General features: G+C 60.7%; 22 protein-coding genes and 1 pseudogene. 10 read left to right on the plus strand and 13 right to left on the minus strand.

Going from position 1 to position 19,352, the window contains the following annotated elements; all coding sequences use genetic code 11:
• From HX830_RS25270 to HX830_RS25280, 3 genes and pseudogenes are all read left to right on the plus strand, one after another.
• Positions 1–212, plus strand: a pseudogene (locus HX830_RS25270) (ribonucleotide-diphosphate reductase subunit beta); the annotation flags it as partial.
• Positions 213–528: 316 nt separating this feature from the next.
• Entirely contained in the window at positions 529–828 is a 300-nt protein-coding gene (locus HX830_RS25275; RefSeq protein ID WP_247263498.1) for a type II toxin-antitoxin system TacA family antitoxin, read from the plus strand.
• Positions 786–1,307: a GNAT family N-acetyltransferase gene (locus HX830_RS25280; protein ID WP_247263497.1), complete on the plus strand. Its 522-nt coding sequence runs from the start codon at positions 786–788 to the stop codon at positions 1,305–1,307. The genes HX830_RS25275 and HX830_RS25280 overlap by 43 nt, the downstream gene beginning before the upstream one ends.
• Positions 1,308–1,466: 159 nt before the next feature.
• Here the strand turns inward: HX830_RS25280 and HX830_RS25285 are convergent, their stop codons facing one another.
• Positions 1,467–1,631, minus strand: coding sequence for a metallothionein (locus tag HX830_RS25285; protein ID WP_100943706.1), 165 nt, complete (start codon positions 1,629–1,631; stop codon positions 1,467–1,469).
• Positions 1,632–2,102: 471 nt separating this feature from the next.
• On the opposite strand from HX830_RS25285, the gene HX830_RS25290 reads away from it, so the two are divergent.
• Positions 2,103–3,503 carry an alkaline phosphatase family protein gene (locus tag HX830_RS25290; RefSeq protein WP_103499288.1) on the plus strand — a complete coding sequence of 467 codons (1,401 nt, stop codon included), beginning with the start codon at positions 2,103–2,105 and terminating at the stop codon, positions 3,501–3,503.
• Between the two features lie 44 nt (positions 3,504–3,547).
• Here the strand turns inward: HX830_RS25290 and HX830_RS25295 are convergent, their stop codons facing one another.
• Both HX830_RS25295 and HX830_RS25300 read right to left on the minus strand, forming a co-directional pair.
• Positions 3,548–4,432, minus strand: coding sequence for an SDR family NAD(P)-dependent oxidoreductase (locus HX830_RS25295; protein WP_218171391.1), 885 nt, complete (start codon positions 4,430–4,432; stop codon positions 3,548–3,550).
• Between the two features lie 2 nt (positions 4,433–4,434).
• Positions 4,435–5,133: a pirin family protein gene (locus tag HX830_RS25300; protein WP_103499285.1), complete on the minus strand. Its 699-nt coding sequence runs from the start codon at positions 5,131–5,133 to the stop codon at positions 4,435–4,437.
• Between the two features lie 128 nt (positions 5,134–5,261).
• Here HX830_RS25300 and HX830_RS25305 point away from each other — a divergent pair, with 128 nt between their 5' ends.
• Positions 5,262–6,158 (plus strand): LysR family transcriptional regulator, encoded by an 897-nt coding sequence (locus HX830_RS25305; protein WP_177103311.1) that lies wholly within the window; start codon positions 5,262–5,264, stop codon positions 6,156–6,158.
• 3 nt (positions 6,159–6,161) lie between these two features.
• Here HX830_RS25305 and HX830_RS25310 read toward each other — a convergent pair whose 3' ends face one another.
• From HX830_RS25310 to HX830_RS25330, 5 genes are all read right to left on the minus strand, one after another.
• A complete protein-coding gene (locus tag HX830_RS25310) occupies positions 6,162–6,947 on the minus strand; it encodes a sulfite exporter TauE/SafE family protein (RefSeq protein WP_177103314.1) in 786 nt (261 codons plus the stop codon).
• 159 nt (positions 6,948–7,106) lie between these two features.
• Positions 7,107–7,502, minus strand: coding sequence for a GFA family protein (locus HX830_RS25315; protein WP_103499282.1), 396 nt, complete (start codon positions 7,500–7,502; stop codon positions 7,107–7,109).
• A 71-nt stretch (positions 7,503–7,573) separates the two neighbouring features.
• Positions 7,574–8,344, minus strand: a complete 771-nt coding sequence (locus HX830_RS25320; RefSeq protein WP_177103317.1) for a class I SAM-dependent methyltransferase — start codon at positions 8,342–8,344, stop codon at positions 7,574–7,576.
• Positions 8,345–8,389: 45 nt separating this feature from the next.
• The gene (locus HX830_RS25325; protein ID WP_177103319.1) at positions 8,390–8,950 is read right to left on the minus strand and encodes a DUF4174 domain-containing protein; all 561 of its coding nucleotides are present in this window, start codon (positions 8,948–8,950) and stop codon (positions 8,390–8,392) included.
• A gap of 69 nt (positions 8,951–9,019) precedes the next feature.
• On the minus strand, positions 9,020–9,922 hold the full coding sequence (locus HX830_RS25330) for a LysR family transcriptional regulator (protein ID WP_103499280.1): 903 nt from the start codon (positions 9,920–9,922) through the stop codon (positions 9,020–9,022).
• 141 nt (positions 9,923–10,063) lie between these two features.
• On the opposite strand from HX830_RS25330, the gene HX830_RS25335 reads away from it, so the two are divergent.
• The 4 genes from HX830_RS25335 to HX830_RS25350 all read left to right on the plus strand — a co-directional run bounded on the left by HX830_RS25335 (position 10,064) and on the right by HX830_RS25350 (position 13,671).
• On the plus strand, positions 10,064–10,762 hold the full coding sequence (locus HX830_RS25335; RefSeq protein ID WP_121139145.1) for a CoA transferase subunit A: 699 nt from the start codon (positions 10,064–10,066) through the stop codon (positions 10,760–10,762).
• A 37-nt stretch (positions 10,763–10,799) separates the two neighbouring features.
• On the plus strand, positions 10,800–11,459 hold the full coding sequence (locus HX830_RS25340; protein WP_100943506.1) for a CoA transferase subunit B: 660 nt from the start codon (positions 10,800–10,802) through the stop codon (positions 11,457–11,459).
• A 14-nt stretch (positions 11,460–11,473) separates the two neighbouring features.
• Positions 11,474–12,652: an acetyl-CoA C-acetyltransferase gene (locus HX830_RS25345; RefSeq protein WP_152737553.1), complete on the plus strand. Its 1,179-nt coding sequence runs from the start codon at positions 11,474–11,476 to the stop codon at positions 12,650–12,652.
• A gap of 260 nt (positions 12,653–12,912) precedes the next feature.
• The gene (locus tag HX830_RS25350; RefSeq protein ID WP_177103321.1) at positions 12,913–13,671 is read left to right on the plus strand and encodes a DJ-1/PfpI family protein; all 759 of its coding nucleotides are present in this window, start codon (positions 12,913–12,915) and stop codon (positions 13,669–13,671) included.
• 106 nt (positions 13,672–13,777) lie between these two features.
• Here the strand turns inward: HX830_RS25350 and HX830_RS25355 are convergent, their stop codons facing one another.
• Together HX830_RS25355 and HX830_RS25360 are read right to left on the minus strand one after the other, a co-directional pair.
• A complete protein-coding gene (locus tag HX830_RS25355; protein WP_177103323.1) occupies positions 13,778–14,812 on the minus strand; it encodes an ABC transporter substrate-binding protein in 1,035 nt (344 codons plus the stop codon).
• Between the two features lie 135 nt (positions 14,813–14,947).
• A complete protein-coding gene (locus tag HX830_RS25360; protein WP_177103325.1) occupies positions 14,948–15,721 on the minus strand; it encodes a class II aldolase/adducin family protein in 774 nt (257 codons plus the stop codon).
• A 174-nt stretch (positions 15,722–15,895) separates the two neighbouring features.
• On the opposite strand from HX830_RS25360, the gene HX830_RS25365 reads away from it, so the two are divergent.
• On the plus strand, positions 15,896–17,311 hold the full coding sequence (locus HX830_RS25365) for an aminotransferase-like domain-containing protein (RefSeq protein ID WP_177103327.1): 1,416 nt from the start codon (positions 15,896–15,898) through the stop codon (positions 17,309–17,311).
• A gap of 71 nt (positions 17,312–17,382) precedes the next feature.
• Here the strand turns inward: HX830_RS25365 and HX830_RS25370 are convergent, their stop codons facing one another.
• From HX830_RS25370 to HX830_RS25380, 3 genes are read right to left on the minus strand one after another with little or no spacing between them, the layout of a single operon-like run.
• Positions 17,383–17,799, minus strand: a complete 417-nt coding sequence (locus HX830_RS25370; RefSeq protein WP_177103329.1) for a VOC family protein — start codon at positions 17,797–17,799, stop codon at positions 17,383–17,385.
• A gap of 41 nt (positions 17,800–17,840) precedes the next feature.
• A complete protein-coding gene (locus HX830_RS25375; protein WP_177103332.1) occupies positions 17,841–18,239 on the minus strand; it encodes a carboxymuconolactone decarboxylase family protein in 399 nt (132 codons plus the stop codon).
• A gap of 58 nt (positions 18,240–18,297) precedes the next feature.
• Positions 18,298–19,320, minus strand: a complete 1,023-nt coding sequence (locus HX830_RS25380) for an AraC family transcriptional regulator (RefSeq protein WP_177103334.1) — start codon at positions 19,318–19,320, stop codon at positions 18,298–18,300.
• Positions 19,321–19,352: the final 32 nt, after the last annotated feature.

Genomic DNA, 19,352 nt, shown 5'->3' on the forward strand with positions numbered 1-19,352 from the left:
GCGTGTTGGGCATGAACGCGGCGATGATGGAGGACTACCTCAAGTTCATCGCCAACCGTCGCCTGAGCCAGATCGGCTTGAAGGAAGAGTACCCGGGGACCACCAACCCGTTCCCATGGATGAGCGAGATCATGGACTTGAAGAAAGAGAAGAACTTCTTCGAGACCCGCGTGATCGAGTATCAGACTGGTGGGGCGTTGAGCTGGGATTGATGCGGCTGTTCACCTTGGGTGAATAGACTGAAACACCGGAAAGCCCTGAACCTGTTCAGGGCTTTTTTGTTTGTGTCTGATCACTGCGCAAAGCCTTTGTTTCAGCAGGTTTCGATGTGTGGACGCCCTCAAGCTCCGAGTGCAATCTAAGCACGCATCAACGCTTGGCTGGCATCAACGATCGAACACAATTCACCGCAGAGACCGTATATCAATGAGATACACAGCACTTACATCTGATACACAGGAATGCTACGATTGTGCCGCAGGTCTGCTCCACCTGCCGACGACAGAGAGCGCCCCCATAGAGGGTTTCATGATGCTGAAGACCAGCCAGCCAGAACCGACGAAAGAAAAGCCCGTACCTATCAATATGCGGGCAGACATCAAGAAACGAAATTTGATTGATATCGCTGCTGCCTTGTCAGGCCGTGACCGTACCAGCTTCATTCTGGAAGCAGCCTGCCAGAAAGCTGAAGAGGTCATCTTGGACAAGCGGTTGTTCGTACTCGATGAGGACGCGTTTGACTCATTCGAGAAAGCTTTGGAAGACAACCCGGTGCGAGGGAACCAGTGCCTGCAAAAACTCCTGGCAAGGCCAAAACGCTGGAGCTGAGCGCTCCCGCAAAGCTAAACGAGCAGCACGATCTGAACGATTTCGATTGTGGTGAAAGCTCGATCAATGAGTACCTCGTCAAAAAAGCACATAAAGCCCAGGCCGCTAAACACGCGGTGGTCTATGTGATTTGTCTCAAAGGTACCCAGAAGGTCATCGGCTACTACACCCTATCCAACGGGTCGGCCATGCGCGCGTCCGTGGTACCGAAGAGTCGGCAACGTAATTCGCCGGGACAGCATCCCGTTACCATCATCGGTCGGATCGGCATCAGTCTCGTCGCTCAGGGCAACGGTTATGCTATCGATCTGCTACAGGATGCAATCGAACGCTGTATCAGCGCCTCCGAAACGGTGGGCTCAACAGCCGTTCTGGTCCATCCCCTGAATGACCGGCTCGCAGACTTTTATGCCCGGCACGCAGGCTTCATCCCCTGCCCCGGTGTGTCACCGATCACAATGATGCTGCCATTGCAGTAAATACCGATCCCCTGCTCCTTGGCTATCCGCGCAGCTTCAGGGTGTGCCTGGCTATACCACCAAAAAAGCCGTGTCAGCGACGCAGTGAACAGGAGAATCTGGTCGCCGTACGTAGCAAAGAACTTGAGGCGTATTGCGCAACCAAGAAAGATGTAACTTTTACTTAGGTTTGTCTGCACAGTGGCATTTTGAAGCCGTGCAAGGTTCACCATTCGGGTGATGGTCGGCGCACGCCTGGCAGCAGTAGTGCTTACCATGACGCACGACCGCATGCTCACCAACCTTGCAGGTACAGTGCGGGCAGGCGCAGGTTTGTTCATTCATGATCGGACTCCGGTTGTCGGGTGGTCGCCAGGCATTGCGGTGCAACGCGTATGAACAGTTGAGTTATACGATCCATCATCGGCCTCCACTTACGTCTTGGCAATGCTCTTTTTTCATTGTGTCGGAGTCGAATAACAAGCCTAACCCATCAGCAGGGAGGTGCATTTTCGGCGTAGGATCATTTGCCAATAGGGGCTCAGGCAGCAACCAGACGATCCACGACCGGCTGCTCACGGTGCTCGGCTTGCCACAAGTCATAGTTCATAACGGTCAAAGGACCAAGATTGACCTTTTCAAAGCGTCGCACTCTAGATCATGGGGACGGGCCCTACTGCTTGCAGGAGTGCTATTGTTGGTCAATATCATAGGTGGCGCCCTGGCGGTGGCGTATGGAGCGGCCGCATACCGGGCCGTAGGAGGCGTGAGATAGCACTTCGCAAGACATACAATTGATCACTGACGGTGAAAGCCATGAATCAAATTGAACATGTCGTCGTTGTCATGCTGGAAAACCGCTCACTGGATACGATGCTTGGCTGGCTCTATCCAAATGACAGCCCACCGTCGCAGGTCTTGCCGGCGACCAGCGCCCCTCGATTTGACGGCCTGCAACCTGGCATGTCCAACCCCTGCTCGAACTCCACCCCTGCGCGTCATGTGGCAGTGACCCTGCAGGCCAGCGGTTTTCAGGTTCCAGACCCCGATCCGCAAGAAACCTTTGCCAACGTCACCTACCAGCTGTTCAGAGACGGTCCAGTCAGCCCCGACAATACGCCGCCCATGGGCTTTGTCGACAATTACACCACCACGAAAACCGCCAATCCCGATCAGATCATGCAATGCTACAGCCCGGCGCAGCTGCCGGTATTGGCCAAATTGGCCCGCGCCTATGCGGTTTCCGATGCCTGGTTCGCCTCCGTGCCCAGCCAGACCTGGCCTAACCGCGCCTTTGCTCACGCCGGGACGTCCAATGGCAATGTGGACAATGGCACGCCTCCCGATCCATTCGCCTGGGATGTCCCCACCATCTTCAACGTCCTGGGATCGATCGGATGCAGTTGGGGCGTCTACAGCAATACCATCCTCACCCCCTCGCTGACCCGGACGATGTTCCCGAAATTATGGGACCCCATGTTGAGTCCCCACTTCAGAGGTTTTTCCGCGTTTCTGGATGCATGCCAGACCAACTCGCTGCCACGCTATTCGTTTATCGAGCCCAGCTTTCTGGTCGACCCTAACGACCAGCATCCCCCTCATGATGTTCAAGCGGGCGAAGCCTTTCTGTATTCAATCTGGAACGCCGTCAGTACATCGAAGGGCTGGAACCAGACCTTGCTTGTCATCACCTACGACGAGCACGGTGGTTGTTTCGACCATGTCACCCCGCCATTCAATGCAACTCCACCTGACCAGGCCCGTCCGCTTGATGGTAACGGCTTCGACTTCACGCGTTTTGGCGTACGCGTGCCAACAGTGGTGGTCTCACCCTACATCCAGGCCGGTACGGTGTTCAGATCGGACACCCCGAATGCACCGTACGATCACACCAGTATTCTGGCCACCTTGCGCGACTGGATCGGCATCCCGGCGCAGGACATGCTCACCAGCAAGCGGATTGCGAATGCGCCGACGCTCAATCAGTTGCTCACCCTGAATACACCTCGTGTTGATTTACCCCCTATATCAGCGCCGGCTGCGACTACCTTCGCGCAGCCATCGCCGACTGCGGCGCTCAACGATCTTCAAAAAAGCCTGGTCACAGGTTCCGCAAAACGCTTCGGACTCGACCCGGCAGCGACACTGCAGGCGGTAGGTACCCGGCAACATGCCGTTGATTTCTTCACCAGACGGATCACTCACGCACACTCTTAGAACAACTAATGGCTGCAAACATCAAGCGGTTACGTTCGCAAATTTCACATGACAAGTGCAGGCGCCGGGCTGTCCATCCCCACCAACACTGCACTGTCATTCCACAGTTGCTGCGCCACATCATCACGACGAGCCAATTCGGACGGCTGCGGCCAAGTCAGCTCACCTCTCACCAGGGACGCATACAACCGCCCTCTCGGCGGGACAATCCGCCCCAACGCCAGATCGGCCAGGAACTCCCCGGCTTGTATGCGCATGACATCGGCAAAATAGGGACTCAATGCCATGGCCGGCGCAGGCAACGCCCCAACAGGCAAATTACGCCCCAGCCCTGTGCCGGGGATATAACCCGGGTTGTAAGCGATAACCCGCAAACGGCGTGCCTTGACCTCGGCTGAAGCCGCGAAGGCACGGGCCGTCAGCAGATTGCACAACTTCGAGGTGGCGTAGGCGCGAAACCCGGGCTCGAACGCCACACCACCCTGCGCGCCTTTCCCAAGGTCCAACTGCGCCAGCTGTTGCGCATCGACAAAGGGAAACGGCGCAACCGGACTGAACATCGGGTCATGGGTGTTACTGGTGGTGATCACCACAATGGCCTCTCGCGCCAACGCCGGCGCCAGCAGACGCAACAACAGATAGTGGCCCAGATGATTGACCGCAAAGGTGGTCTCGTAGCCGTCCACCGTGCGCGCCGCCTTGGGAAAGCTGAGTCCGGCATTGAGCACCAGGGCGTTGATCTTCGTCTTGCCCAGCGTCTCAAGCACCTGCCTGGCGAATTGCCTGACACGGCTCAAGCTCGCCAGCTCCAGCGGCAAACGGGTTTCTCGCCCGCCAAGGATCAACTGGGTGCCGGGGGTGGCGCTCAGTTGCTTTGCTGTCGCCTCCCCCAGACCGAAAGTCCCGCCGGTCATGATGATCGTCTTCATGCTCAAAACACCTCGACCAATACGACTTCGGTATCCTCGATAGCCTCGACAACAAGCATCGACTCCTCGCTCATGGCAATCCCGTCCCCCGCTTCGACCCTTTCGCCATTGACCTTCACCGCGCCGAGCACCGGCACCAGATAACCCTGGCGAGTAGTCGAACAACATTGGCTCAGGCTCTGGCCGGCCTTAAGAGTCGCCCCCAGCACACGAGCGTTGGCGCGGATCGGCAGAGCGCTTTCATCGTCAGGCATTCCACTGGCCAACACGACCCATTGGCCGGCCCGATCAGACTTGGGAAAAGGCCGCATACCCCAGTTGGGCAGTCCACCGTTTTCCCGCGGCCGCAACCAGATCTGGAACAGTCTTAACGGAACGTCACCCTCATTGCGCTCTTGATGTCGAATGCCGGTCCCGGCACTCATCACCTGCACGTCACCGGCCTCGGTACGGCCTTGTCCGCCGACACTGTCTTGATGGCTCACCGCACCTTCCAGCACGTAGGAAACGATCTCCATGCTTTCGTGGCCATGCATCGGGAAACCGGTGCCTGGCGCAATCTCGTCGTCATTCCAGACCACCAGAGCCCCCAGCGGACGGTGCGCGGGATTGCCATCAGCCGTTACGTTGAAATGATGGCGGGCCTTGAGCCAGCCATAGTCGCCGCCGCCGAGGTCGGACTTGAATCGATGCTCTAACATTTCAGCTCCTGAAAAAGCGGCTGATTGCCGCGTTAAAGAGCATAAATTTGAAACCAACCAAGAAGAACTGCTGTAAAAGCAACGCTACCTTGTAGAAAATAGAACGATAAACCAGCACGAGACCGGCAATGGACCCTCTGACGGATTTGAACAATATGTACCTGTTCGCCAAGGTGGTGGATCACGGCGGGTTTACAGCAGCGGCGAAGGCGATGGGACTGCAAACCTCGAAGCTCAGCCGCCGTATCAGTGCACTCGAAACGGAATTGGGCGTACGCCTGCTCAATCGCAATTCGCGACGGGTCTCCCTGACCGACGCCGGCCGCCTGTTTCACCAGCACTGCGTGGCCCTGGTGGAGGAAGCCCGGGCGGCAAAGACAGCCATCGATCAAACCCGCGCTTCGCCACGGGGCGTGGTCCGAATCAGTTGCCCATTGGGGGTCTTGCAGATGGGAGCCAGGGCCATTCTGGCGCAATACCTGGTGGACAATCCGGCGGTGCGGATCATGCTCGATGCAACCAACCGGCGTGTCGATGTCATCGAGGAGGGCCTGGATATCGCCCTGCGCGTACGCCTGCTGCCATTGGATGACTCCGAGTTGACGCTGCTGCCGCTGCTGACCTCCCAGCGCATTCTGGTCGCGAGTCCGGCCTTGTTGGCACAGCATGCACCGCTCACTCAACTGGACCACCTGGCGCGTATGCCAACCCTGGCCATGGCCAACACCAACGATAAATATCAATGGCATTTCCAGGCGCCACACCCCGTCGTGTTGACCCACCAGCCAAGGTTGGCCACCGATGACCTGGAGACACTGCTGCAAGCAACCTTGAGGGGAATCGGTATAGCGCAACTGCCGACAAGCCTGGTTAAGAACGATCTGATGCAGGGCCGTCTGGTGCAGATACTGCCCGACTGCCCATCGCCCAGCGGCAGCCTGCACGCGATCTACCCTTCCCGGCGGGGCATGGTGCCCGCCGTGCGCAGTCTGCTGGACGCCTTGCTGTCCGGATTCAACCGATAGCGATCAGAACACCAGCTTGTAGCCGATGGAAAACAGCATGACCGCCAGGAACGGCCGCAAGAGGTTATCCGGAACCCGTCCCGCCAGATGGCTGCCGATGTAGATCCCCGGCAGCGAGCCCATCAGCAGGAAGCCCAGCAGTTCCCAGTTCATATTGCCCATGCTCGCGTGCCCCAGGCCTGCAACCAGGGTCAGCGGCACCGCGTGGGCGATTTCCGTGCCCACCAGACGCCGGGTCGGCAGGAACGGATAGAGGATAAACAAGGCCACCGTACCCAGGGCGCCGGCACCAATGGAGGTCAAGGCGACCATGGTGCCGAGGATCAGGCCGGTCAATACCGTCAGCCCGTTCAACTTCGAGTCACTGATCTTCGAGTGATCGACACCACGCCGATGGGCAAACGCCAGCAACTTGTTCTTGAACAGCACCGCCAGTGCCGTCAGCAACAGCACGAAACCCAGCGACTGCTTGATGATGCTGTTCAAGGCTTCGGGCGCGGTGTGCAGGCTGCTCAGAAACCACAAGGTCAACAACACCGCCGGTACGCTGCCCAGGGTCAGCCAGCCGGTAATTTTCCAGTCGATATTGTCATTTTTCCGGTGAACCAGAACGCCACCGGACTTGGTGATCGCGGCGTAGAGCAGGTCCGTGCCCACGGCGGTGGCCGGGTTGATGCCGAACCACAGCAGGATCGGCGTCATCAACGAGCCGCCACCGACGCCGGTCATCCCGACAATAAAACCGACCACCAAGCCTGCAACGACAAAACCGAAATTACCGACATCCATTAGCAAGCCCTGGAGAATCTAGCGAGACGACATAAAAATCTGGCGGGCAGCATAGCGGCTAACGTTATGACTCTTTATATAAATATAATCTAACGTTATAACCATCGTGCCATGCGGACGGTGTGGATCACACATGCAGATTAGCGCGCAGGCCTTCAGTCAGCGTCCCGGCTGCCACTCCGAATGCTCGACCACGCCTTCATAACGCAGCCATGGCACATCATGGGATACCCAGATGTGATGCTCGGCCAGCAGGCCCGGATCCTCATCCAGGGTCGCGACACGCACAATCACTACGGGCAGATGCGGCCTTTCGGCCATCAGATGCGAACCGCACCGCGAGCAGAAATAGCGTAGCTTGCCCGGCGAGGATTCATAGGCGGTCAGGGTTTCCTGACCCTTGAGCCAGCGAAAATGCTCACGTTTGACCCCGGCAGTGCTCACAAACGCCGCCGCGTGGGTCTTGCGACAGGTGTGGCAATGACAATGCCCGATCGGCATATCGATAGCGTCGATTTCATATTCGACGGCCCCGCAAGCACAGCTGCCCTTCATACCCGCTCCTTGACCATGAACCACGACAAGGCACGATCCTAACCAGCGGGCGTCAAGCTGACCAGCCGGTATCAGTCCAGGCGAATGCAGCGATACGCCTCGGTCCGATAAGGAAAGGCGATGGTCTCTTGGCCGCGCAAGGCCGGATGGGTTTGAATCAGGGTCTGAAGCTGCTCGGTGACCTGTGCCTTTTCCGCCGCGGGCAATGCCGCAATAAAACTGACCGACAGAAAGCGGTCGATGATGACTTCCTCGGGCGTCCCCACATGACTGTACCCAAAACAGCTCAGTTCCGGCGCCGAGAAGTAGCGGCCGTTGAACGGTTTACGCCAGGCCCCCGTGTGAAAACGCGGAGTATCGCCCTCGTAAGGCGTAATGATCCGGGTAATGGCCGCCACCCAGTCAACCGACTCGTCACGCACATTCCACACCAGTCCGAGTCGCCCGCCCGGCTTGAGTACCCGGTGAATCTCGGCAAGCGCCGCTTCATGGGCAAACCAGTGAAACGCCTGGGCACACAGCAGCGCGTCGCCAACCCCGGACTCCAGCGGTATCGCATCGGCAGTCCCCGACAGCGCCCGGACCGCCGGCAGGCGCGCGACCAACTCGGCACGCATCGCCTCGACCGGCTCGATGGCCGTTATCGTGGCTCCGGTCGCCTCAAGCAAGCGAGTGAACTTGCCGGTGCCGGCACCGAGGTCGATCACCTGCCCGCCCGGCGCAATACCCAGGGTATCGCGCAGCCACGACAACATCTCGGCCGGATAGTCAGGGCGCCCGTGGGCATAGGTTTTGGCTTCAGCGCTGAAACCGAGTTGTGCTGCTTTGTGAACGCCCGACATGGCCATCGCCTCTTATGGACTAATCCTGATCAATGCTGCCCGACATCAGTCTTCCAGATCCTTGGGCGGTGTTGCCGCCTTACCGGCCTTCTCGGCCTTGGTACCTTTCGCCCCCTTGGCCGGCTTGGCTTCCGGCGGCGCCGCTGGCGCAGGCGCGACAGTGGCTTTCTCCGAGGCCGGCAACGCATCGACCGCACTGAGCACATCCTTGAATGCAATCGGCCCATCGTGTTCGAGGACCTTCTGCTCGCCGTCCTTGCCCACCAGGATCACCGTGGACTTGTCCTCCGGCGTGACCCCCAGCTTGAGCCCGCGAATCAGCGCCATGGTGGCCGGCTGCTCCATCCATTTGCCCGCACGCTTGCCGACGGTCTGGGCCACTTCGTAGAGCACCAGTTGACGATCGTCGATGTCCTTCTTGTTGGCCGGATCCTCGATCGCCTTCTTCAGACCGACCAATGTGGGATCCACCGTACTCGGCGCAATCACGATCAACGGACGGTTTTTCCCCAGATCCTGGGCCAGCGGAGACGGCTCATCGGCCGCCCAGACGGGACTTGTAGCAACGATGGACAGTACAGCGAGGGTCAAAGACCGGATGAACATACACACCTCCTTCGGATATTCATGGGGTAATGATTGCGCATCGCCGGAAAAGGTCCACACGCAAAGCAGTTATTTTTCGAAATTCAAGTAACTTAATTTTTCCTCCTGTAACACATCAAACAATGCCTGGGCCGCCGCCGACAGCTCATGACCAGGTTTGGTCAGTACGCCAATGGCCCGCTCGACCACCGGATCGCACAAGGTGATGCAACGCGCGCCCAGCTCGCGCATCTGTCCGACACACAACGCCGGCACCGCACTCACCCCCAACCCGCTGGCGACCATGCGCCCCACCGTGGCCAGTTGATGGCTCTCGAACTCCACCGGCAAGCTCATGTCCCGCGCCCGCAGATGTTCTTCCAGCATCACCCGCACCGTGGAGGGGCGCTGCAAGGTAATGAAGGGCTGCGTCAACAAGGTGGGCCAATCGATCTCAGCCTGGTCGACCCAGGGCGAATCCGCCGGCACCACCGCGACGAAACGGTCGATATACAGCGGCGTGAACGCCAGCGACGAGCCCTGCTGCGGTTCGAAGGCCACCCCCAGTTCCACCTGGCCATCACGGACCATTTCAAGGACCTGCTCGTTGATCACGTCGTTGACCGTGACATTGACCTGGGGATAGCGTGCTCGGAAGGTCTTGAGGATCGGTGGTAGCAGGTTACCGGCGAATGACGGCATGGCGGCCAGGGTCACGCGACCGCGCTGCAAGGTGAAACGCTGGCGCAGTTCGTCCTCGGCATTGTCCCAGTCGGCGATCAGGCGCCGGGCCAGGGGCACCAAGACCTCGCCTTCCGGGGTCAGGGCGACATTGCGGGTATTGCGGCTGAACAGTCGCCCGCCCAGGCCTTCTTCAAGGGCCTTGATGGTCAGGCTCAGGGCCGATTGCGACAAATAGAGACGCTCGCCCGCCACGGCGAAACTCAGGCTCTGGGCAACGGCCAGAAAGGCCCTAAGCTGTTTAACGGTCATGAACGAGGTCTCTACTGGAGAAAAGGGCATTCTTGATCTTTATCAATCAATCGACCCTAAAAATCAACTTAACAAATATATCTTCCGGAGCAACACTCACCTCCAACGGCGAGTCCGACAAACAACAAGAGGATGGTGCATATGGCAGGTTTCGATAAACGCGTGTCTTCCTATGAAGAAGCCCTGGCCGGGCTCGAGGATGGCATGACGGTCCTGAGTGGCGGCTTCGGCCTGTGTGGCATTCCCGAGAACCTGATCGCGGAGATCAAGCGCAAGGGCACCCGCGACCTGACCGTGGTTTCCAACAACTGCGGCGTCGACGGCTTCGGCCTCGGCGTGCTGCTGGAAGACCGGCAGATCCGCAAGGTGGTCGCCTCCTATGTCGGCGAAAACGCCCTCTTCGAAAAACAGCTGCTCAGCGGTGAAATCGAAGTGGTGCTGACCCCCCAAGGCACCCTGGCCGAAAAAATGCGCGCCGGCGGTGCCGGTATCCCGGCTTTCTTCACCGCCACCGGGGTCGGCACCCCGGTCGCCGACGGTAAGGAAACCCGTGAGTTCAACGGCCGTCCGTACCTGATGGAAGAGTCCATCACCGGTGATTTCGCCATTGTCAAAGGCTGGAAAGCCGACCATTTCGGCAATGTCATCTATCGCCACACCGCCCAGAACTTCAACCCGCTGGCCGCGACCGCCGGCAAGATCACCGTGGTCGAAGTCGAGGAAATCGTCGAACCCGGCGAGCTGGACCCGGCGCAGATCCATACCCCAGGTATCTACGTCGACCGGGTCATCTGCGGCACGTTCGAAAAGCGCATCGAACAACGCACCGTGCGCAAGTGAACCCCGGCCCTTCCCTCGACTAACGGAGAACAAGAACATGGCACTTTCCCGCGAACAAATGGCCCAGCGCGTTGCCCGCGAAATGCAGGACGGCTACTACGTGAACCTGGGCATCGGCATTCCGACCCTGGTCGCCAACTACATCCCCGCCGGCATGGAAGTCATGCTGCAATCGGAAAACGGCCTGCTCGGCATGGGCGCCTTTCCGACCGATGACGAAGTCGATGCCGACATGATCAACGCCGGCAAACAAACCGTCACCGCCCGTATCGGCGCTTCGATCTTTTCCTCCGCCGAGTCCTTCGCGATGATTCGCGGCGGCCATATCGACCTGACGGTGCTCGGCGCCTTTGAAGTCGACGTCGAGGGCAACATCGCCTCCTGGATGATCCCCGGCAAGCTGGTCAAGGGCATGGGCGGTGCCATGGACCTGGTGGCCGGCGCGGACAACATCATCGTCACCATGACCCACGCGTCCAAGGACGGTGAGTCGAAACTGCTGTCGCGCTGCAGCCTGCCGCTGACCGGCGCGCGCTGCATCAAGCGCGTCTTGACCGACCTGGCCTACCTGGAAATCGAAAACGGCGCGTTCATTCTCAAGGAGCGCGCGCCTGGCGTCAGCGTCGAAGAGATTGTCAGCAAGACCGCGGGTAAACTGATCGTTCCCGACCACGTGCCTGAAATGCAGTTTTCCTGATGAGGAATGAAGCGATGCAAGATGTAGTGATTGTGGCCGCCACCCGCACCGCAGTGGGCAGTTTCCAGGGTTCGCTGGCGAATATCTCCGCCGTGGACCTGGGCGCCGCGGTGATCCGCCAGTTGCTGGCACAGACCGGCCTGGACGGTGCGCTGGTCGATGAAGTGATCATGGGCCAGGTGCTCACCGCCGGTGCCGGGCAGAACCCCGCGCGCCAGGCCGCGATCAAGGCCGGCCTGCCCCACGCGGTGCCGGCCATGACCCTGAACAAGGTCTGCGGCTCGGGCCTCAAGGCCCTGCACCTGGCGACCCAGGCGATTCGCTGCGGCGATGCCGAGGTGATCATCGCCGGTGGCCAGGAGAACATGAGCCTGTCCAACTACGTGATGCCCGGTGCCCGCACCGGCCTGCGCATGGGACACGCGCAGATCGTCGACACCATGATAAGTGACGGACTGTGGGATGCGTTCAACGATTACCATATGGGCATCACCGCCGAGAACCTGGTGGCCAAGTACGATATCAGTCGTGAAGCCCAGGATGAGTTTGCCGCCGCGTCCCAGCAGAAAGCCGTTGCCGCCATTGAAGCCGGGCGTTTCGTCGACGAAATCACCCCGATCCTGATTCCCCAGCGCAAGGGCGATCCGGTGGCCTTCGCTACCGATGAACAACCTCGCGCAGGTACCACCGCCGAGTCGCTGGGCAAGCTCAAGCCGGCGTTCAAGAAGGACGGCACGGTCACCGCCGGCAACGCCTCGTCGCTGAACGACGGGGCCGCCGCCGTGATCCTGATGAGCGCCGCCAAGGCCAAGGCCCTCGGCCTGCCGGTGCTGGCGAAGATCGCCGCCTATGCCAACGCGGGCGTCGACCCGGCGATCATGGGCATCGGCCCGGTCAGCGCGACCCGTCGTTGCCTGGACAAGGCCGGCTGGTCCCTCGACCAGTTGGACCTGATCGAGGCCAACGAAGCCTTTGCCGCCCAGGCGTTGTCGGTGGGCAAGGAACTGGGTTGGGACACGGCCAAGGTCAACGTCAATGGCGGTGCGATTGCCTTGGGTCACCCGATCGGCGCATCGGGCTGCCGGGTACTGGTAACGCTGTTGCATGAAATGCTCAAGCGCGATGCGAAAAAAGGTCTGGCGACCTTGTGCATCGGCGGTGGGCAAGGCGTGGCGCTGGCGATCGAGCGCTAGCTGCCGACGGGCCTCGACAGGGCGAACAACACCCGCCCTGCGACAGGCCCCGATTCTGTAGGAGCCGGCTTGCCAGCGATGAGGCCAGCAAGTCTTGCATAGACTGTCCGGCCGCCATCGCCAGCAAGCCGGCTCCTACAGGTCGGCGTACGCTGTTGTTGTGCTATCGCCTACAGGTTTCATAGCGTTATCCGGCACGGCCCGATAACGATCCTGCTGCTATCCTCGATCTCTACCCCGTAGAAATCGAGCCCACCTGCATGATCCTTATCCTGCTCCCCCACTCCGACTACGACCCCACCGAAAGCAGTGTGCCCTGGCAAGCCATGCGCCGGGCCGGAATCGAGGTGCGTTTCGCCACCCCGCTGGGCGCCCCGGCCTACGCCGACCCACGCCTGGTGGAGCATGGCTTCGGCCTGCTGAACCCCATGCTGATGACCCGCGACAGCGATCTGCAAAGCTACAACACGATGATCACCGACGAGTACTTCCGCCAACCGCTGGCCTACGCCGATGTCGACCCCACGCAGTTCGAAGGGCTGTTCGTGCCAGGCGGACATGCCGAGGGCATGCGCAGCCTGCTGGAGTCGGACGAAGCCAAGCGCATCGTCCTGCATTTCTTCAAAACCGGTAAACCCGTCGCCTCGGTGTGCCACGGCCCATTGTTGCTGGCCCGCACCCTCGACCCCGACAGCGGGCGCTCGGTGCTCCACGGGCGCAAGGTCACCGCGTTGTTGTCCACCACCATGGAACTGGCTGCCTGGCTGATCACTGCGCCGTGGCTCGGCCGCTACTACCGGACCTATCCACAAACCGTCGAGTCCGAGATCAAGGCGGCGCTGGCCACGCCAAAAGACTTTTCCCAGGGCCCGCCAGCGCTGCTGCGCGATTCCGCCGCCAGGCCGGGCCGTGGCTTCGTGGTCCGCGACGGCAACCTGCTGACCGCGCGCTGGCCTGGGGATTGCCATCGCCTGTCCGCCGAGTGGGTCAAAATGCTAAGACCCGCACAGGCCGCCTAGGAGCCAGGCTTACCGGGATGCCAGACCGAAGCGAAGAGGCCCTCAAGATCGCCAAAAGCTTCGCTGGCAAGCCATGCCCCTACAGGTCGGTGGTGTCTATCCGGTCTCAGTGGGTCTTCGCCACCCAGGCATTGAAGCGCTGTTCCAGCTCTTCGCCATGATCAACCCAGAAACCGTTGTCCATCGGCATCGCCTGGGCCAGGTTATCCGGCGCGGTGTTCAACCGGGCCGCCAATGCCGGCGCCAACAACGGCTGGATCTTCAGGTTGGTCGAACCATAGCCGAGCTTCTCCGTATGCATTTTCTGGTTCTCCGGCCGCAGGGAAAAGCCGATGAACTGTTCCGCCAGCGCCTTGTTCGGGCTGCCCTTGGGAATCGCCCAGGCATCGATGGCATAGATGCTGCCGTTCCACACCACCTTCACATTCGCCCCGGACTCCTGGGCCGAAAACACCCGACCATTGAACGCCGTACTCATCACCACATCGCCGCTGGCCAGGAACTGCATCGGCTGGGCACCCGCCTCCCACCACTGGATGCTGCCCTTGATCTGGTCCAGCTTGCGGAATGCCCGGTCCACACCCGCTGGAGTGGACAGGACCTTGTAGACATCCGCCAGCGGCACACCGTCCGCCATCAGGGCGATTTCCAGGGTGTACTTGGCGCCCTTGCGCAGGCTGCGTTTGCCCGGGTACTTCTTCACGTCCCAGAAATCTCCCCAGCCGGTCGGCGCGACACTCAACTTGTCAGCGTTGTAGGCCATGGCCATCGACCAGACCAGCAACCCCGCACCACACTCGGACAAGGTCCCCGGAACAAAGTCCGCCGGCTTGCCGATGGCACTCATGTCCAGGTGCTCGAACAGCCCCTCCTCACAACCGCGAATCAGCTCCGGCCCCTCGACCTGCACCACATCCCAGTTGACGCTATGGGTATCGACCATGGCCTTGATCCGACCCATTTCGCCGTTGTATTCCCCTGCCACCACCTTGCTGCCGGTGGCCTTCTCGAAGGGTTGGTAGAACGCTTGCGTCTGCACATCCTTGCTCACGCCGCCAAAGGAAATCACGGTGATCTCGCCGGCCATGGCCGTCGATGCCATCAGGGTCAGGGCCAGTGCGCCGATTGCTGTGTTCTTCATGTCTACCTCTAGGATTATTGGTTTTGGCAGAGTGGGTTTTCGTAGCGTTGAAGCATGCCTTGCATGGGTGTGCGATGGGGACCTACCCCTTTGGCCTGGCTTCTGGGGCCAGTTGCACGGTGGAACGCCCCGGCTTCAGCGGCGGTGGTCGCGCAGGTCCCCGGCAATCAGACGCAAGGCCGATTGCCAGGCCAGCTTCGGGTAATCCTCGTCCAGCTCGTTGTCGGACTGTTGCGCGGTCAGCTCGCAGACCGCCGGTGAGGGGAAGCGCAGTTGCCGTCCACCCGCCATGGCCTGGACCTGGGCCTGGCAGGCCCGCTCGAGGAAATAGATCTGGTTGAAGGCCTCCGCCACCGAACGTCCCACCGCCAGCAGCCCGTGGTTCCGGAGGATCATCGCGTTGTGATAACCCAGGTCACTGACCAGCCGCGCACGCTCGTCGGGGTTCAGGGCAATACCTTCATAGTCGTGATAACCCAGGCGTCGATAGAACTTCAGCGCATGCTGGCTGATGGGCAACAGCCCTTCTTCCTGGGCGGCGACGGCGATACCCGCCGAAGTGTGGGTGTGCACCACACAGGCGACATCGGTGCGGGCAGCGTGGATCGCCGAGTGGATGATAAAACCGGCCCGGTTGACGTGGTGCTCCCCTGGCCGCGCATCCACCACCGCGCCGTCATGATCGATCTTGACCAGGTCCGAAGCGCACATCTCATGGAACAGCACGCCATAACGGTTGATCAGGAAGTGCCCCTCTTCGCCGGGGACCCGCGCCGAGATATGGGTGTCAATCAGATCGGTCATACGAAAGTACGCGATCAGTCGGTAGAGCGCGGCCAGCTCGCAACGGGCCTCCCACTCCTGGTTGGAAATGCGCGTGCGATCAATCGGCAAGTGGGTGTCGTGCATGGGGCATCCTGGTTCGTGGTATGTTTTGGCCAACAACAGTGATCGGCGATGAACCGATCTTGCAGCACCGGTCTACCGGCGACCATGAACAGAACAGGCGACGTGCACGCATCACTGTGATGGTCTTTTTACCAGTACACCTGCCGCTCACCCCCTGCCTGGATGAACGCTCCCATGATGTTCCTCGACCCCGGATCGCAGGCCCCGCTGGTCAGCCAGATCGTCACCGGCATCAGCCAGGCGATCAAGGACCAGCGCCTGCGCCCCGGCAGCAAGCTGCCGTCGATCCGCAAGTTCTCGCAGACCCACAAGGTCAGTCACTTCACCGCCGTCGAGGCCTATGACCGGCTGGTCGCCCTGGGCTACCTGACGCCGGTGCGCAATGCCGGTTTCTATGTCCGCGACCTGGGCGGCGCGGTCAGCAGCGAGCCCCAACCACCGCAGGCCGACGACGACAACGAGTTCGATTTCGACGCCTACCTGCTGTTGCAGAAGGTCTTCCAGGGCATGGACATGGACCTGCGTCCGGGCATCGGCCTGCTGCCCGAATCCTGGTCCGACCGCGATGGCGTGCAACGCAGCCTGCGCGCCTTGGCCCGTAGTGAACCGGACAGTTTCTGCGGCTACGGCAACGCCAAGGGCAATCCGAAACTGCGCGCCCGTCTCGCGGAAAAACTCGCCGACACGCGGATCGCCGCCCACCCGGAACAGATCCTGCTCACCAGCGGCGGCAGTCACGCCCTGGACCTGATGGTGCGCTACCTGGTGCAACGCGGCGACACGGTGCTGGTGGACGAACCGGGTTATCACAACCTGTTTCTCAACCTGCGCTTGCAGGGCGCGCGGCTGATCGGTGTGCCACGGACCCGCGACGGCATCGACCTGTTGGCCCTGGAGGCGCTGCTGCAACTGCACAAGCCCAAGGTGTTCTTCACCAATACCCGCCTGCAATGCCCGACCGGCACCAGCCTGTCCCTGGCAGTAGCCCATCGCTTGTTGCAACTGGCGGAAAAACACGACTTCCTGATCGTCGAAAACGATATCTACGCCGACCTCGACCCCAGCGGCCAGCAGGCCCTCGCGGGCATGGACCAGCTGTCGCGGGTGGTCTATATCGGCAGTTTTTCCAAGACCGTCGCGCCGGCACTGCGGGTCGGTTTTATCGCCGCCCATGCCGAGCTGATTGAAGAGCTGGTGCCGCTCAAGCTGGTCAGCGGCCTGACCTCCTCACAGCTCGCTGAAGAACTGGTGCTGGACGTATTGTTGCAGGGCCGGCATCGCAAGCACGTCAAGCAATTGCAGGAGCAGTTGGCCCAGGCCCACGAGTCGGTGGCCCGGCGGTTGGAAGGCGTCGGCATGGAGCTGTTTACCGAACCCCGCGCCGGCCTGTTTCTCTGGGCGCGACATCCGGCGCTGGAGGACTCCACGACACTGGCGATGCAGGCCCGTGAAGAGCGCATCCTGCTCGCACCGGGCCAACTGTTCATGCCCGATGCGCGAGTGGTCCCCTGGTTACGCTTCAACGTGGCGCACTCGGAGGATGAGCGGATCTATCGGTTTCTCGAGCGCGGCACAACGACAAAGGTCTAGCCCCTTGCGCTGGCGGGTTGGCTGCGATCCCTGTAGGAGATCGTGTAGCGCTGTCCGATCGCGAAACACGATTATCGGGCGTTGAGTTGCGCCAGCTGAGCCGTGTGCACGAAACACAGCTTGTTGCCCTCCGGATCACGGCAATAGGCACCGTAATAATCGGCGGCATAGTCAGGCCGCAAACCGGGCGCGCCTTCGTCGCGGGCCCCCAGCTCCAGCGCCTTGGTCCAGGCTGCGCGAACCTGGGCCTGGGACCCGGCGGCAAAACTCACCTGCACACCATTGCCCCAGGTCGCGGGCAGACCGTTGAACGGTTTCTGCACAAAGAACTGCGGCCAATCCCACCCCGGCATCTGCCAGCCGGCACCGGGCGGACCGCTGTCCTGGTCGTCGGCCATGCGCACCAGGCCAAGCTCGGCCAGTACCGCCCCATAGAAAGCGATCATCAACGGCAGATCACGGGCACCGAGCTGGATATGACTGAACATGACAAACCGTCCTTGGGTCTCTGCGGCAGCGAAGTGTCGCCTCAATCCAGCTTGAACGCCTCATCCAGCGGAATGCGATAACCGTTGGCCAGGCGATTGGTTTCGTTGGCCATGCCTACCACCGCCTGCAACTCGCCGAACATCTCGTCGGTCATCCCGGCCTTGCGCGCGGCGGCGGTGTGGGAAGCGATGCAATACGGACAGTTATTGGTAACGCTGACCGCGACGTAGATCAGCTCCTTGGTCAGCGGGTCCAGCGCGCCGGGGGCCATGATCTCCTTGAGGCTTTCCCAGGTCCGGCGCAGGGTCGGCGGGTGCGCGGCCAGGCACTTCCAGAAGTTATTGACCTGGTCGACCTTGCGGGTATGCATGATGTCGTCGTAGACGGCGCGAACTTCCGGATTGGCGTCTTCGTATTCGGTCAGATGCTGGGACGGCATGAACGGTTCCTCGGTGAGTGGACAGCGATGGATGAAACGAAGGTTATAGCTGAATCCGTCAGGACTGTGCCGATCCTTGCGATCCGCGTAAACGAAAACTCCCGGGGCTCTCCCCCGTCCACTGCTTGAACGCGCGGTGGAAGGCACTGGGCTCGCGAAAACCCACTTCCTGGGCGATATCGGCAATGCTCATGGTGCTGCTGCGCAGCCGCTCGAAAGCGATCGCCCGACGCACTTCGTCCTTGATTTCCTGATAGGAAAAGCCCTCGCGCTGCAACGCCCGGCGCAGGCTGGCCAGGTGGATATCGAACTCCAGCGCCAGTTGCTCCAGGGTCGGCCAATGGTCATAACCACAGGCCCGCAAGCGCTGGTGGACCCGGGCGCTGAAACCCTCGCGATTGCGGAAACGGATAAACACCGACTGCGGCGCATCGCGCAAAAAAGTGTAGAGCGACTTGCGATCCTGCAGCACCGGCAAGCGCAGGTATTCGCGCTCGAATTCGATCTCGGTCACCGCCGCGTCAAACTCCACGTAGGCGCCCCACAGCAGATGTTCATCGCCATGGGGCGGACGGGCATGGGCGAAGCGGGCACGGCTGATGGGAATGCGCCGTCCGGCCAGCCAGCACATCAGGCCGACGATCAGGATCAGGAAAGTTTCGGTAATCACCGCTTGCAGGTAAGGGTCCTGGGTCTCGGTGCGCATCACCACGACCACCCGCTTGCCACGGACCTGCACCTGGGCATCGATATCCCGCAGGAACAGGGCGAAATACTCCAGCGACAGACCCAGGGCCTTGCCCACGGTCGGCGCCTGGATCAGCCCCCGGCAGATCAGGGCAAAGCTGCCGATGGGCATGCCGTGGGAATCGAAGCCGAAGAACTCGTCGCCCAGTTCGCGGATCACCGTCAGCCAGAGTTGTGCCAGCAGCTTCGGTGCAACCCGCTCCCCCAGTTCGTCCAGGGAACGCTCGGCAAAGCCCGCGGCCTGCAGCAGCTCGGCAATGCGCTGCGGGCGGTCGAGAAAACGCACCAGCAGGGCTTTAATGAAGTAGGACGACACCGAATGTTTTTCTTTCATGAATCCCAAGCTGCGTATGGCAAAAAGTCACA

This window comes from Pseudomonas gingeri, assembly GCF_013385425.1.
Taxonomy (GTDB): Bacteria; Pseudomonadota; Gammaproteobacteria; order Pseudomonadales; family Pseudomonadaceae; genus Aquipseudomonas; species Aquipseudomonas gingeri_D.

Coding starts and splice junctions, on each gene's coding strand:
- HX830_RS25300 (WP_103499285.1), bottom strand. CDS start 5,133: ATGTTAGAGCATCGATTCAAGTCCGACCTCGGCGGCGGCGACTATGGC.
- HX830_RS25355 (WP_177103323.1), bottom strand. CDS start 14,812: ATGAAGAACACAGCAATCGGCGCACTGGCCCTGACCCTGATGGCATCG.
- HX830_RS25340 (WP_100943506.1), top strand. CDS start 10,800: ATGGCACTTTCCCGCGAACAAATGGCCCAGCGCGTTGCCCGCGAAATG.
- HX830_RS25310 (WP_177103314.1), bottom strand. CDS start 6,947: ATGGATGTCGGTAATTTCGGTTTTGTCGTTGCAGGCTTGGTGGTCGGT.
- HX830_RS25345 (WP_152737553.1), top strand. CDS start 11,474: ATGCAAGATGTAGTGATTGTGGCCGCCACCCGCACCGCAGTGGGCAGT.
- HX830_RS25315 (WP_103499282.1), bottom strand. CDS start 7,502: ATGAAGGGCAGCTGTGCTTGCGGGGCCGTCGAATATGAAATCGACGCT.
- HX830_RS25350 (WP_177103321.1), top strand. CDS start 12,913: ATGATCCTTATCCTGCTCCCCCACTCCGACTACGACCCCACCGAAAGC.
- HX830_RS25380 (WP_177103334.1), bottom strand. CDS start 19,320: ATGAAAGAAAAACATTCGGTGTCGTCCTACTTCATTAAAGCCCTGCTG.
- HX830_RS25375 (WP_177103332.1), bottom strand. CDS start 18,239: ATGCCGTCCCAGCATCTGACCGAATACGAAGACGCCAATCCGGAAGTT.
- HX830_RS25370 (WP_177103329.1), bottom strand. CDS start 17,799: ATGTTCAGTCATATCCAGCTCGGTGCCCGTGATCTGCCGTTGATGATC.
- HX830_RS25325 (WP_177103319.1), bottom strand. CDS start 8,950: ATGTTCATCCGGTCTTTGACCCTCGCTGTACTGTCCATCGTTGCTACA.
- HX830_RS25305 (WP_177103311.1), top strand. CDS start 5,262: ATGGACCCTCTGACGGATTTGAACAATATGTACCTGTTCGCCAAGGTG.
- HX830_RS25365 (WP_177103327.1), top strand. CDS start 15,896: ATGATGTTCCTCGACCCCGGATCGCAGGCCCCGCTGGTCAGCCAGATC.
- HX830_RS25330 (WP_103499280.1), bottom strand. CDS start 9,922: ATGACCGTTAAACAGCTTAGGGCCTTTCTGGCCGTTGCCCAGAGCCTG.
- HX830_RS25285 (WP_100943706.1), bottom strand. CDS start 1,631: ATGAATGAACAAACCTGCGCCTGCCCGCACTGTACCTGCAAGGTTGGT.
- HX830_RS25295 (WP_218171391.1), bottom strand. CDS start 4,432: ATGAAGACGATCATCATGACCGGCGGGACTTTCGGTCTGGGGGAGGCG.
- HX830_RS25360 (WP_177103325.1), bottom strand. CDS start 15,721: ATGCACGACACCCACTTGCCGATTGATCGCACGCGCATTTCCAACCAG.
- HX830_RS25335 (WP_121139145.1), top strand. CDS start 10,064: ATGGCAGGTTTCGATAAACGCGTGTCTTCCTATGAAGAAGCCCTGGCC.
- HX830_RS25290 (WP_103499288.1), top strand. CDS start 2,103: ATGAATCAAATTGAACATGTCGTCGTTGTCATGCTGGAAAACCGCTCA.
- HX830_RS25275 (WP_247263498.1), top strand. CDS start 529: ATGATGCTGAAGACCAGCCAGCCAGAACCGACGAAAGAAAAGCCCGTA.
- HX830_RS25320 (WP_177103317.1), bottom strand. CDS start 8,344: ATGTCGGGCGTTCACAAAGCAGCACAACTCGGTTTCAGCGCTGAAGCC.